Genomic DNA, 14,371 nt, shown 5'->3' with positions numbered 1-14,371 from the left:
CAATCCCGGTTGGATTTGCGCTGATAGTGTAAAGCGGGATAACTCTCGGTCAGTCTTCTAAGAAGACTGGCTCAATAGCCCCCTTTTAGGGGGCCGAGGGCAATTCCGCATTCTAAGAATGCGGATTTTTACTCAAATATTTATTCAAACTCCCGTAGAAGATAAAGAAGTGTCTTTTTCAAACGGGGCATTTTCGCTACACCAGTATGGAGAACTTGTTTCAATGTCAATCCATCCATCTGTTTCTGAATCAGGGTGCCTGAATTCACTGCTGCAATCAAAGCTAATATGAAGTACAGTTGCGAAGTAATTTTTAACTATGGAATTGGTCATTTTTCCAAATATGAGTTTAAACACCATGGTGTGGCAAGTAGCTCATAACGAGGTCATTAAAAATCACGCTTTTCACGCACTGGACTCGCAACAAGTTGCTCGCCTTTTATGGTCGCGTTCCATCTCATTATAATTTGTCCCAGATGTGAATATCAAATTCACTCAAATGCTATAGAAAAGTGGGAAGGGTGCTGAAAATGAGTGTAAGGCAGTTAAGTCACGATGGGCATGAAAAAAGGGCCAGGAAAAACTGGCCTTTGTTTGAATTATTTGGTCGTTCCATATATCTGCTCGGCCCGATTGAATAGGATCCAAGAAGTTAAGATATACTTATCGTCTGATTCAGGTACGCTGCCTCTGTGAGTATGAGTAAAGCCGGCTGGCGCAATCACCATTCGGCCTGCTTTGGGCTTGACTGTTTTATTTTGGTAGTAAAAGTCAGTATGCCCACCTTCATCGACATCGTTCAGATAAAACATAAACAAAAGAGCACGGTGCAAAGCCTCATTGTGAGGTGTCTGAGGAAAAATTTCACTGTGCCAGTAGGGGTAACCACCTTTACCTTTATTATACTTTTGGGCGTTGATATGCCCTATGCGGAATAACTGGTGCATTAAAATGTGCGCTTGCGGTGCACCCACTTCTTCATAGTTATCTTGAGTGAGCTTAACTGGTTTTCCTGTTTTTGGGTGGATGACTGTAAGGCCAAAGGTACCTATGAGCAGGAAATAATACTTTTTAAAGTAGTTGGCCATATACTCTGAGGTATAATCGACAGTTTTTGCTAAGATGTCTTTAAATTCCGGGTACTGGTTTAAATAGATATCTTTACTTAGCTTTTTAGAGGGGTCAACGCCTCCGCCTGTTACTCCTTGTACTTGTCTGCTTGGGCTATTCTCAAATGCCTCAATGATCTGCTTGCAGAAATCTAAGGGGAGGGCATCATCATATACTTCGATAAAATCTGTCACACGGGTTGTCCAATTAAGCTGATTAAATTACATGTTAAGTGCTCAAGTTTAGGGTTGCGAATAGTAAGGGTCAATAGCAAATTACCTTTTGTTTAGGGTATCTTTATAAATTTGGAAAAGTTGCACAGTCTCGTGATTTGGTTTCTTTCACCGCTAAATTGTGCTTATAAAATAATAGTCAGTAAAAAACTGGAGCTTTATACATTGTAAGGCTAAGGTGGGTTGGGTTCATCTAGGTTAGTTCAGAGTAAATCTGACATTTCCTCCTGAAAAAGAGAGGGGTTACCGGTTTTGGTGAAGGTGACCAAACCAAAAAGCAAATCCAAGGATAAACCCCATGGTCCATACTAATGATCGCATTATCAAACAAAAGACCGGATTGTTAAATCTGGCAGAAGAGCTACTACTGGAGCAGAATGAAAGAATTCACTGCACTCGAGACGCGCTGTGAATTCATCCCTGTAAGCTCGTAATCGGTATCCATGCCTCATATGGTCCCGAGCGCAGTGTATTCTTCCCTTCCCCCTTTTTAGTAGGTAACATCTCCAGAGCTTGTAAGATGCTCAGTGTATCGAGAGATACTTTCCATCGGTACGAGACCAAAAAATTTGCCTACGTTTTTTTAAGATGATCAGTGTACCGGCACTAATGTCCGTGCAACGGTAAACCAGAAGATCGAAGGCTCTACCCTTGAAGCGCCGCCAGTGGCGGTGCTGAGAAACATCATTGCAGTAATTGATGGCAGAAAAACGTACAGCGCCGATGGCGTTGGAGATTTAATACAATACGTCTATGTGGCGGACAAAATACGGTATCCGATAGTCGCCAACCGATAAATATTACAGATTATATGGTCGATATGGTGTCCGACGGTATTTCGTTGGTGCAAACCACCAGACCGTTCATAGTCCGATTGTGGTGATGGTAATTTCAAGAGGGGGGATGAAAGTCACCTCGACAGCATTTTGTCCCTGAGGATGCCTTACTGCGTAAATCAAGTGCTAGGTAAAAACAAGGTGACTACATCCAGCCTAGTCTCAGATCTCGTGCTTACCTATGAGAAGAAAATATCAAATGTTTAGGAATAAAGTTTGTAAAAAGTTATCAAGCGTAGAGATCGGAAGCACCTGCAAGGTATTAGCTGCCTATCGAAGTATGGATTTAGATTTGCACTTAAACGAAGGAGGGGAAGGGCTGTTACATACAAAGCCGGATTATTGACGTATTGCTCGCGGGAGAGAGCTGGAGAGGTGGCTATGGCGATCCGAATCAGAGAAGCGATAAAGGATGCCTGCCTATACAAGTCCATTAATTCTGAGAGCAGCACCTCTAATCGTAGAAAACAACAGAAGTTGTTTTTCAAACTTTTTTCCTAGTAATTTAGTTATTACATCTCATGGCAATTTACCAGTTTGAAGCAAATCTTAAGGCTGCAGTTAGAAGTCACTTTAACCAATAAAGCTCTAAATGTCATAACACTGTTGTCTTCTGCGTATAAATATAGGATGTTTCGCGTGAGTAGCTGTTACGGAGGTCAGTCAGGGCTTGTTAATAGAAAGTAATGGATTTACTTATGAGGATATTAACCCCCTTTGCTACAGCAATGCTAACAGCATTTAGCATAAATACGTTTGCGGATAATAATACGACAATAGTAACTCAGGTTGGAGGCGGAAATATGGCCGTCGCTGATCAGTCAGACGGCACTGTTAACAATAACTTAATTGTGCAAGCTCAAATCGGCACCTCCAATAAATCAGATGGCTCCCAAGAGGCGGGAACCAGTAGTAGCGTGGCGACTCATCAACAAAGCGGGGAATTAAATTTTTCTAGTTCCTCCCAGATAAATGACACTTTTTTTAGTAATGCTTCGATAGCGCAGTTGGGGCAGTCAAATGAAGGTTTTGCAGAGCAGGGTAACGTTACTCTGAGTACAGTAGTAATAGGCCAAGTAGGCTTAACGAATCGAGCTTTTGTTGGACAGCGGGATGTCGAATCCAGTTTTGCCCGGTCCTATCAAATAGGCTCTATGAATGGGGCTTTCCTGGGGCAAATTTTCACAATGGCAAGTAGTGCCTTGATCAATCAAATAGGCTCTATGAATCAAGCCAACCTTGCATCCTCAGGCCCAGTCATAGCGAGCAGTGCTGTGATTGATCAATTAGGCTCTATGAATGGGGCCAGCCTTGCCCAAGTTGTGGCAACTGCAAGTAGTGCTCTCATCCGTCAAATAGGTTCCATGAACTGGGCTAGCATTACTCAAAATGGGGTAACGACAAGTGGTGCCAATATCAACCAGTTGGGCTCAGCGAATGAAGCTATTCTCTTTCAAGATGAGGGAGTTGCTGGAAGCATCGGCTCTATAACTCAATTAGGTCAAATGAACCTGGGAGAAATTGATCAATTTGAAGTTACTGACAGTAGCGCCTTTATTAACCAGCTAGGCTTAATGAACATGGCTGGGACTGATCTAAGCGAGGTTATAGCAAGTAGTGCCTTCATCAATCAGTTGGGCTCAATGAACGAAGCCAATGTTTTTCAAAATATGGTTACTGCAAGTAGCAGTTCAATCAATCAAATAGGCACTATGAATATTGCTGGAAACAGCCAAAATATGGCAACAGCAAGTAGCACTTCGATAAATCAATTGGGTTCTATGAACGTGACTGGAGTTGGGCAAGGCACGATATCATCGGTTCATAATGTTATCAATCAAGTCGGTGTAATGAATTCGGTTTCGATCTCCCAGGGATTTAGTACGGAAAATACCATCTCAATAAATCAAAAAGGATTTATGAACTCTATTGCTATTTCCCAGTCGGGTACAAAAAGCATTATTTGGTCAAATCAAATAGGTTCTATGAATGAAGCCCGCCCTTTCCAAGTTTCGGTTACAGCAACTAGTGCCCTGACCAATCAGGTAGGCATTATGAACAACGCTTTAATTAACCAAAGTGGAACTATAGAAACTAGTGGCGCCATCAATCAAGTTGGTTCTGCGAATGATGCAGATATTATCCAACCGAGCACCATTTTTAGCCTTGCTTTGACCACTCAATTAGGCAATGGCAATATGCATACAACAACCCAAACCGGTGCCGATCAAACCGCTATTGTCGTACAGCTAGGTAGCGGTAATATGGGTACAATTTTCCAGTAGCAGCTGGCTTTGCGACAACCAGCACGGCAACACTCGCCTCTAGTACTAAAAATGGAGAAGGAAAGAAGCTCGGGAGCGTATGAGGCATGGATGCCGATTACGAGCTTACAGGGATGTATTCACAGCGAGTCTCGAGTGCAGTGTATTCTTTCCTTCTGACCCAGTAGTACATCTGCGCTATGGTGTGAGTGCTGATCGTCGCCCTTTATTTCAGCTGATGCCCATTACAGAGATGGGAGTGAGTTATGAGGGCGTACCAGCGCAGAGACTACACCGATAAAGTATCCAGCCTATCCGAACCTCACGTCGTATAGATGGATCGATTCAGTGAGAAGCACCAAATGCCCATGGATGTAAATAGAAAAAAATACTGTTTTCAAACTTTTTTCCTAGTTATTTAGCGCTTTTATCTCATGGCTATTTGTTAGTTCTTCTGTAAGGCTTAAGCCAACAATTGCCCATAAATGTATAGATATAATGTTAACCCGTTAAATGTTCAGATAGCTCTGTTGATTTCTGCGATATAGGTCAGTCCAGAAAATTCTGGCAGCTAAATGCCGGAATCTTTTCTGTATAAGAATTTGTTGTATGCCGCAAGGAGCTAGCGTAGCCATTACGTGGGCATCTCAGAGTGCATCACCATAAAGTAAGGGAACTACAGATGAAGCCATTACCCCCCATCGCCGCCGCACTGTTAGTAGGATTTAGCGTAAACGTTTTTGCGGATAATAATAAGGCCATATTATTTCAGGTTGGAGGCGGCAATATGGCCGTTGCTGATCAATCAGATCCAACCATTCAAAATAATTTGGTTGTGCAGGCTCAAATTGGTACCTCTAATGATTCAGATGCCTCTCAAGCTACAGGCACTAGTAACAGTGTGGCTGTGCATCTGCAGACTGGGGAATTAAATGCTTCGGAATCTCACCAGCAGTTTAATACTTCACGAAGTAGTATTTTAACCAATCAAGTAGGCTCTTCGAACAGAGCCAACGTTTTTCAAGTTACGGCCACATCAAGTAGTGGTCTAATTAACCAAATAGGGTCTATGAACATGGCCTTCATTGGCCAAAATACGGTCAATACAAGTAGCACCTCGATCAATCAAATTGGCTTTATGAATGCGGTTGGTGCCAGTCAAAGCACGAGCACTTCAGAACATAATTTTATAAATCAAGTCGGTGTGATGAATGGAGTTGGAATCGACCAGGGGCTTGGTTCGGAAAAAACCATCTTACTAAATCAAATAGGCTCTATGAACTTTATTGGTATTTCTCAGTCGGGTACAGAAAACACAATTTGGTCAAATCAAATAGGCTTTATGAATGATGCTCGGCCCTTTCAAATTTTGGCTACAGCAAGTAGCGCCCTGATCAATCAAGTAGGTATTATGAACGAAGCTTCCATTACCCAAGTTACAGCTATAGAAACGAGTGGCTGGATCAATCAAATAGGCGAAATGAATAACGCAGAAGTATCTCAAAATACAGGTACTAGCAACAGTGTGGCGACGCATCTACAAGTCGGTGAATTAAATTTTTCGCAATCTGACCAGGTTAGCAATACTTCGCTTAGTAGTATTTTGATCAATCAAGTAGGCGCTATTAACACGGCCGATGCTCGCCAAATTGATGTCACAGCAAGTATTGGTTTGATCAACCAAATAGGTTCTTCGAACAGAGCCGAGGTTGTCCAATCCGTAGGCGAGGCAAGTAGAGCCTTTCTCAATCAAGTAGGCTCTTCGAACGAGGCCGGTATTGCCCAAAGTTTGGTCACAGCAAGTAGCGGTGTAATTAATCAAATAGGCTCTATGAATACCGCTGGCGTTGGCCAAGGTACGGTCACAGCAAGTAGTGGTTTGATCAACCAAATAGGCACTATGAACTTTGCCAGCGTTGCCCAAGGTACGGTCACAGCAAGTAATGGATTGATCAATCAAAAAGGTTCGATGAACGATGCTGACATCGAGCAGGAACTGGTTACGGCTAGTGGTGCCTTTGTCAACCAAGCAGGTTCTATGAACAACGCTGATATCAGGCAAGAAGATGGAACTGTCTTGAGCATTGCTAATATTAATCAGGCTGGCTCCATAAATATGGCATCTATTACCCAAACAGGCTCTGCTCTTAGCGTTGCTTCGACCACCCAATTAGGAAATGGCAATATGCACACAACAACCCAAACCGGCACTGGTCAAACCGCTATCGTCGTACAGATAGGTAGCGGTAATATGGGCACGATTACGCAGTAGCAGATTCTTTCTCCTCAACTCTTATACGACCTCTTAAAATAATAGAGGGGTCGTTATGCGGTTGAATCTATCTATCACTCTTCAGTAAGTTGTGAGCGGATCTTGATAGCGAGAGCACCTACAAGGCACTGGCTGCCCTGTTGGAGTCTGAATTAGGGCCTGTACCGAAGCGGAAGAGACCGGGAAGGGTTCCTACGCAGAAAGAGCAGACTAATGGCATATTATTAACGGGAGAACAGTAGAGAAGCCGCTTTGCGGGTGTTGCGGTCCGAAACCGAGAAACAATGAACTTGTAGATACCAAACTCTACAAGTTCATCAATTCAGCGAGAAGCACTTCTTTTCGTAAAAGGCAAAAAAATGACACTTTTCAAGTTTTTCCTAAAAAATTAGTTATTTCTTCTCATGGCAATTTATCAATTTACTGCAAAGCTTAAGTCTGAATTTAGAAGCCACTTTAGCCAATAAAGCTCAAAATATTATGACTCTGTTACCTTTTGCGAAACCAATTCCTGTATGAATTTTGTTAGACGCATACTATAGATTCTTGCGTATAAATAAAGAATGTTTCGCATGAGAAGTTGTAGCGGAAATCATTCAGGGCTCTTCAATTGAAAGTAATGGATTTACTGATGAAGACACTATCCATCATCGCCGCAGCTATATTAGTCGGGTTCAGCGTAAATACTTTTTCGGATAATAATAAGGCCATATTATTTCAGGTCGGCGACGGCAATATGGCTGTTGCTGATCAATCTGATCCAACCATTCAAAATAATTTGATCGTGCAGGCTCAAATTGGTACTTCTAATGAATCCAATGCCCTTCAAATTACTGGCACTAGTAACAGTGTGGCGACGCATCTACAGACTGGAGAGTTAAATACATCGCAATCTCGCCAGCTGGATACTTCACTAAGTAGTATTTTAATCAAGCAACAAGGCTCTATGAACTCCGTCTTCGTTGGCCAATTTTTTGTCATCGAAAGTAGTATTTTGACTAATCAAGTTGGCTCTATGAATTCTGTTAACACTGGTCAAGATACAGTCACAACAAGTAATATTATAATCAACCAAACCGGTTTTATGAACGAGGCCCCTGCTGGTCAATCTTTTGCCACAGCAAGTAGTACTTTAGTCCATCAAATAGGCTCTATAAATTTGGCCAGTATTGGCCAAAGTGAGGCCACAGCAAGTAGCACTTTGATTAATCAAATAGGCTCTATGAACTTTGCCAGCGTTGGCCAATCTTTTGATGTCACTGCAAGCAGTGGTTTGATTCATCAAATAGGTTCTATGAACTTTGCCATCGTTAGTCAACTTTTTGATGCCATAACAAGCACTGCTTTGATCGATCAAACAGGCTTTATGAATACAGCCGGAATTGTTCAATTTGACGTCACAACAAGTAGTGCCTTTGTCAATCAAGTAGGTGTTATAAATGATGCTGACGTCCGTCAAGAGAGTGGAACAGAACAAAGTATTGCCACTATCAATCAGATTGGCGCTATGAATATGGCTGATATTACCCAAATAGGTGCTGTACTTAGCAATGCCTCGACCACTCAGTTAGGCAGCGATAATATGCATATAACAACCCAAACCGGTATTGGTCAAACTGCTCTGGTCGTACAGATAGGTAGCGGTAATATGGGTACAATTATCCAGTAGTAGTTTCTTTCTCTTCACCTACAATACGGTCCCTTAAAACAATAGAGGGATCGTCATGCGACTGAGTCTACCCAGTACTTGAATGGTAGTCATGGTAGCGAGAGTGCCTACCAGACACTGACTGCGCTACTGAATTCTGAGTTTGGGCCGGCATTGGAGTGGAAAAAGTAAAGGCGGCTCCATCCAAGAAGTGTAGATTATTGGTGTTTTGCTGATGTGAGAGTAGTCGAGGGGCTGTAGTGATCTGCGCCCAGGAAAAGGTGAAGGTAGGAAGATGCCAAACCCTACAGGTTCATCGATTCAGCGAGAAGTGCCTCTTATCGTAAAAGCATCAAATGTTATCTTTAAAACTTTTTTCTTAGAAATTTAGTTATTAAATCTCATGGCAATTTACCAGTTTTTGGTAAAAATTAAGTCAGAAGTAACTTTAATGAATAAGGCTCTAAATGTCATAACACTATTGTCCTCTGCATATATAAATATAGGATGTTTCGCGTGAGTAGCTGTTACGGAGGTTAGTCAGGGCTTGTCAGTGAGAAAGTAAAGGATTTACTTATGAAGGCATTAACCCCCATCGCCGCAGCTATGTTTGTAGTAACCAGCATCAATACGTTTGCGAATAATAATACCGCCATATTATTTCAAGTTGGAGACGGCAATATGGCCGCTACTGATCAATCAGACCCAACCATTCAAAATAATTTGATCACGCAGACTCAAATTGGTAATTCTAATGATTCAGATGCTTCTCAAGCTACGGGCACTAGTGACAGCGTGATGACGAATCTACAAGTTGGAGAGTTCAATCGTTCGACCTTTTCCCAGCGGGAAAATACAAAACTTAGTAGTACTTATATCTATCAAGTGGGCTCTATGAACCAGGCCTTCAGTGGGCAACTCCTTGTTGTTGCAAGTAGTAGTTTGATCAATCAAGAGGGGGCTTTTAACCTAGCTAACGTTAGCAAGTTTAATTCTATATCCAGTAGTGTCTTAATCAACCAAGTAGGATTTATGAATAGGAGCTCTGTTGAGCAATTTAATTCTACATCCAGTAGTGCCTTGAGCAATCAAGTGGGCTCTATGAACGTTATTATTGATATTGATCAATCCCGTGTCGTAGCAAGTAGTGGTTTGATCCACCAAAAAGGCTCTATGAATAGGGCTATCCTTGAACAATCTATGACCACAGGAAGTAGTAGTTTTATCAATCAAACGGGGTCTATGAATGAAGTCGATACCATTCAAATTAATGCCATAGCAAGCGATATTTTGATCAATCAAATAGGCTCCATGAACCTGGCCCGTGCTCGTCAATTTGATACTACAGCCAGTAGAGACTTGATAAATCAAACGGGCTCTATGAACGAGGCTACCGTTGAGCAATTTACTATTACAGCAAGCCTTGCCTTAGTAAACCAATTGGGTTCTATGAATCATGCTGAGCTTATTCAAGAGAGTGATGTCGTTTCAAGCTTCTCCAATATCAATCAGGTTGGAAGTGAAAATTCTGCAACATTAGGTCAACGGCTAGTCGTTGGTTCCAGTGCTGCAAGTATCAACCAGTTAGGACACTCCAATGACTCTAGGATAGATCAGAAAGAGGAAACTTTTTTCAGTCTCGCAGCTATTAATCAAGCTGGGGTATCGAATTTCGCTCAACTAGATCAAGGCGAAGGTGTTACTTTTGGCTTTGCTATTATCGATCAAACAGGATCGATTAATAATGCAGCTATTGAGCAAGCTGATGGAGTAGTTAATAGCTCCTCGACAAATATTCAAGTAGGGGATATGAATACCGCCTTTATCGAACAAGAAGGTGAAGTGATAGCAAGTAGTGCTGACATTATTCAAATTGGCTCAAAAAACTTTGCTTTTTTGGAGCAAAGTGAGGATGTTGCCGGAAGTGGAGCGATTTTTAGTTTAGCCTCAATTAATCAGTTAGGTACCGATAATAGCGCTCTGCTTGATCAGGGAAGAAATGGCTTAGTGACTTCAAGTATTGCAATTATTAACCAAGATGGCACTATGAATAGTGCCATTCTTGATCAGGATAATGCAGTTGCTAGTAACGCTTTGGTAAATCAGATTGGTTTTAATAATATGTCTACTGTTGATCAGGATATTGTTCTAGCTAGCAATATATTTGTTTTGCAGATCGGTTCACTAAATGTTACTGAGATCATGCAAATCGATTCTTCTTTTAGCAATGCCGTTGTAACCCAGATTGGTATCAGTAATGAAAATACGATAAGCCAAACTAATGATGGACAGTCAGCTTTTGTGACGCAGCTGGGTGCTACTAATGTTGGTACTGTCTTTCAATAAGTTTTCTAATCAAAGCTACGATTTAGGGGGCAGGTTATTTAACGTTTACCAGTAAGTAACCCTGATTTAAAATGAAGGCCGGTCAATGTATGGTCCTATTAGTGATTCAAATCCACGAAGATCGAATTAGGTAAACAAATGCTCTCAGTGCTGAAATAGCTCCTGTACGCATAGAAATTATCATTACACCCATGGGATTCATTTCTACTTCAGTTTCGTTAAAAAAACCGGTATTCGGTACCAAGCCGATCTGTACAAAGAAATCTGCCAGTATGTAATGATCTCATATTTCTTGACACCTAACCAAGATAGTAAAACTACCGAGCGAAGTGAAATATGACAATGGAAAGTATGTAGTTTAGATACCGCCTATAGAAGTAGCTTGCCGAAAACTATGGCTGGTCGATAATGGCCGGAACCAATGCAAGAGTGACAAAATCCCCGGAAGATTGGATGCCACCCAATGAGCCCGCCCAGGCTATCTAAGTGCAGCGACTTATGGCGATAGTGGAGAAGTATAGGTTGAGGTTTTCGCTAGAAAATCTGTTCAAATATTGGCCTCTTGGAATCATTAAGCTTAAGGAGCCTTAGTTTGCCTGCCAGCGTTAGCTGAAGCTTCTTATTAGGAAGTAGGGAACCCCAGCTGAGTCCTCAATGACTCAAACCTCTATAGGCACCGCGGGGCAGTAGGATGGCGTATTGCTAATGAAGGAGTAATAGTGAGGCTGCAATACAGCTATGTCGATCTGAATCTGAGAAGTGCAGGAGGAGCTGACAAATTTTACAAGTTTATTGATTCAGCGAGAAGCTCCTCTTATCGTAAAAAGCAACAAGTGTTGTTTTTCAAACTTTTTTCCTAGAAATATAGTAATTTCTTCTCATGGAAATTCCTCAATTCGCTGCAAAACTAAGTCTGTATTTAGGAGTCACTTTAATCAATAAAGCTCTAAATGTTTTATCGCTGCTGTCTTTTGCGTTTTGAATTCATTTGTAATCTTTGCTAGATGAATACTATCGCTTCGTACGTATCAATACAGATTGCTTTGCATGAAAAGCTGTAGCAAAGGTCAGTTAGGGCTTATCAATATAAAATAAGGATTTGCCGATGAAGACATTAACCCCGATCACCGCAGCCATACTAATGGTATTTGGTGTAAATACGAACGCGAATAATAATGCCGCGATATTGATTCAGGTTGGCGGGGGCAATATGTCTACCGCTGATCAATCAGATCCAACCATTCATGATAATTTGATCGTGCAGACTCAAATAGGTACTACTAATGATTCAGAAGCCTCTCAAACTACCGGCACCAATAATAGTGTGACAATACAGTCGCAAATTGGTGAATCAAATACCGCTGAATCCTATCAAACAGGTAATACAAGTTTTAGTATTAGTTTGACTAATCAAATAGGCGACTCACATACAGCTACAGTTACTCAAACTGACGTCACTGCAAGCAGTGCTTTGCTCTATCAAGTGGACTCTTTGAATACCAGCTCTATTTTTCAATTAGATGTCACTAGGAGCAGTGCACTGATCAATCAAATAGGCTCTATGAATTCGGCCGGCGTTGGCCAAGGTATGGTTACAACAAGTATTGGTTTGATCAATCAAATAGGCTCTATGAACTCGGTCGGTATTGGCCAAGGTAATGTTTCAGCAAGTTTTGCTTTGGCCAATCAAGTAGGCTCTATGAATTCCACCAGTATTAGTCAAAATGAGGTCACAATAAGTAGTGCTTTGACCAATCAAACTGGTTCTATGAACGATGCCACAGCTATCCAATCCCCTGCCACAACAAGTAATATTTCGATCAATCAAACAGGCTTTATGAACTTGGCTGCCGCTCGTCAATTTGATGTCACGGCCAGTAGTGCTTTGATCAATCAGGCAGGCTCTATGAATGATGCTGACATCGATCAAGACGATGGGACCAACTTAAGTATTGCAATTATTAATCAGACAGGTGAAATGAATGAAGCTGACATCGGCCAGGAAGATGAACCTGTCATGAGTATTGCCACTATTTATCAGGCTGGTTCCATGAATACGGCAGATATTACCCAAACGACCACTACTCTTAGCAATGCTTCGACCACTCAGGTCGGTAGTGACAATATGCATACAACAACTCAAACAGGTGTTGGTCAAACCGCGATCGTTGTACAGATCGGCAACGGTAATATGGGTACAATTACCCAATAGCGGTTTTTCCTCTCCACTTCCTATACGATCCCTCAAAACAAAAGAGGGGTCTTTATGGCATTGAATCTACCTATTATTCTTCAAAATTCTGTGATGTGGTTAATAGGAGAGCGGTAGAGAAGATACTTTATCGCAGTTGCGATCCCAATCTAAGCAGCGGTAAAGCTGTGGCAGGACGTAAAGCTCCACAACCACACCAATTCAGAGAAAAGTACTTCTTATCGTAAAGAGCAGCAAATTTTTTTTCAAACTTTATTACTAGTAGTTGGGTGATTTCTTCTCATGGTAATTTAGCAGCTTGCAGTAATGCTTAAGTCTTCAGAGAGAAGCTTATTTAACAATAAAGCTCTAAGTGTCATACCTCCGTTACGTTTTTCGTTTAAATATAGGCACACTCTATAAAATACTGTTTTGGCATCTGCCGGTACCGATTTGCGGGAGCATTAGGCGATAAAAGATAGGAACAAATTATTAGAGGCCCTTATAGTATGTTTAATATGGGAAGCTGTAGTGGAGGTCAGTCAGGGCTGGTCAGTAGAAAATAAAGGATTTAGTGATGAAGGCGTTAACCCTTATAGCCGCAGCTATGTTATTAGTAAATAGCGTCAATACTTTTGCGGATAATAACAATGCCATATTATTTCAGGTTGGAGATGGTAATATGGGCGTTGCTGATCAGTCAGATCCAACCATTCAAAATAATTTGATCGTGCAGTCTCAAATTGGTAGTTCTAATGATTCCGATGCCTCTCAGACTACTGGTACTAGTAACAGCGTGGCGACGCATCGACAGGCTGGAGAATTAAATGATTCGGAATCTACCCAGCGGAATGATACTTCTTGGAGTAGCATTTTTATCAAGCAAGTGGGCTCTAGGAATGATGCTATCACTAGGCAGGATGCGGCTATATCAAACAGTATTTTGATCAGCCAAATTGGCTCTATGAATATTGGCGCTATTACTCAAGATTCAGTCACAGCAAGTACCGGTTTTATCAGTCAGGCGGGCTCTTTGAATCTTGCAATTATTAATCAATCGGATGCTATGGTAAGTACAGGCTGGATCTATCAATCAGGCTCTATGAACCAAGCTTTTGTAAGACAATTTTCTAACACTACAGAAAGCAGTGTTTTAATCAGGCAAGAAGGTTCAACGAACACAGCTGATGCTGAACAACTTATTGATGTCACAACAAGTAGTGTTTTGATCGATCAAATAGGATCGAATCATGCTAAAGCTAGCCAATCTGTTGATGTTACAGGAAGTCGCAGTTGGATTAGTCAATCAGGCTCGAACCAAGCTATTAACCCGGTGGCTCTATAGTTCTGTATAATACCCAAATGGATATTATTGATGCAAGAAAATTACCCGCTTCCGCGCAGGAAGAGAAACGCCGAACTGCCGTAAAGCTTTGGAAGAAATCAGAGTCTATAGCAGAAATTGCACGGA

General features: G+C 41.5%; 7 protein-coding genes. 6 read left to right on the top strand and 1 reads right to left on the bottom strand.

What is annotated here, in order from left to right; all coding sequences use genetic code 11:
• Positions 1–599: 599 nt before the first annotated feature.
• Entirely contained in the window at positions 600–1,304 is a 705-nt protein-coding gene (locus ACCI49_RS21170; protein ID WP_371841220.1) for a 2OG-Fe(II) oxygenase, read from the bottom strand.
• Positions 1,305–2,865: 1,561 nt separating this feature from the next.
• Here ACCI49_RS21170 and ACCI49_RS21165 point away from each other — a divergent pair.
• The 6 genes from ACCI49_RS21165 (at position 2,866) to ACCI49_RS21140 (ending at position 14,245) form a co-directional block, all read left to right on the top strand.
• Positions 2,866–4,464, top strand: coding sequence for a hypothetical protein (locus ACCI49_RS21165; protein WP_371841219.1), 1,599 nt, complete (start codon positions 2,866–2,868; stop codon positions 4,462–4,464).
• 766 nt (positions 4,465–5,230) lie between these two features.
• The gene (locus ACCI49_RS21160) at positions 5,231–6,715 is read left to right on the top strand and encodes a hypothetical protein (protein ID WP_371841218.1); all 1,485 of its coding nucleotides are present in this window, start codon (positions 5,231–5,233) and stop codon (positions 6,713–6,715) included.
• A gap of 631 nt (positions 6,716–7,346) precedes the next feature.
• Entirely contained in the window at positions 7,347–8,384 is a 1,038-nt protein-coding gene (locus ACCI49_RS21155; protein ID WP_371841217.1) for a hypothetical protein, read from the top strand.
• A gap of 555 nt (positions 8,385–8,939) precedes the next feature.
• Entirely contained in the window at positions 8,940–10,709 is a 1,770-nt protein-coding gene (locus ACCI49_RS21150; RefSeq protein ID WP_371841216.1) for a hypothetical protein, read from the top strand.
• Between the two features lie 1,105 nt (positions 10,710–11,814).
• Positions 11,815–12,921 (top strand): hypothetical protein, encoded by a 1,107-nt coding sequence (locus ACCI49_RS21145; protein ID WP_371841215.1) that lies wholly within the window; start codon positions 11,815–11,817, stop codon positions 12,919–12,921.
• A gap of 556 nt (positions 12,922–13,477) precedes the next feature.
• Complete coding sequence (locus tag ACCI49_RS21140) at positions 13,478–14,245, top strand: hypothetical protein (protein ID WP_371841214.1); 768 nt, start codon at positions 13,478–13,480, stop codon at positions 14,243–14,245.
• The last annotated feature ends 126 nt before the right edge of the window (positions 14,246–14,371 follow it).

It is taken from the genome of Microbulbifer epialgicus (assembly GCF_041447265.1).
GTDB lineage: Bacteria > Pseudomonadota > Gammaproteobacteria > Pseudomonadales > Cellvibrionaceae > Microbulbifer > Microbulbifer epialgicus.
The sequence above is the reverse complement of the archived record's forward strand: the minus strand, read 5'-3'. Positions and strand labels throughout refer to the sequence as shown.

Bases quoted from the DNA above. Each gene is read 5' to 3' on its own strand.
- ACCI49_RS21165 (WP_371841219.1), top strand. From the start codon at position 2,866: ATGGATTTACTTATGAGGATATTAACCCCCTTTGCTACAGCAATGCTA.
- ACCI49_RS21160 (WP_371841218.1), top strand. From the start codon at position 5,231: ATGGCCGTTGCTGATCAATCAGATCCAACCATTCAAAATAATTTGGTT.
- ACCI49_RS21155 (WP_371841217.1), top strand. From the start codon at position 7,347: ATGAAGACACTATCCATCATCGCCGCAGCTATATTAGTCGGGTTCAGC.
- ACCI49_RS21150 (WP_371841216.1), top strand. From the start codon at position 8,940: ATGAAGGCATTAACCCCCATCGCCGCAGCTATGTTTGTAGTAACCAGC.
- ACCI49_RS21145 (WP_371841215.1), top strand. From the start codon at position 11,815: ATGAAGACATTAACCCCGATCACCGCAGCCATACTAATGGTATTTGGT.
- ACCI49_RS21140 (WP_371841214.1), top strand. From the start codon at position 13,478: ATGAAGGCGTTAACCCTTATAGCCGCAGCTATGTTATTAGTAAATAGC.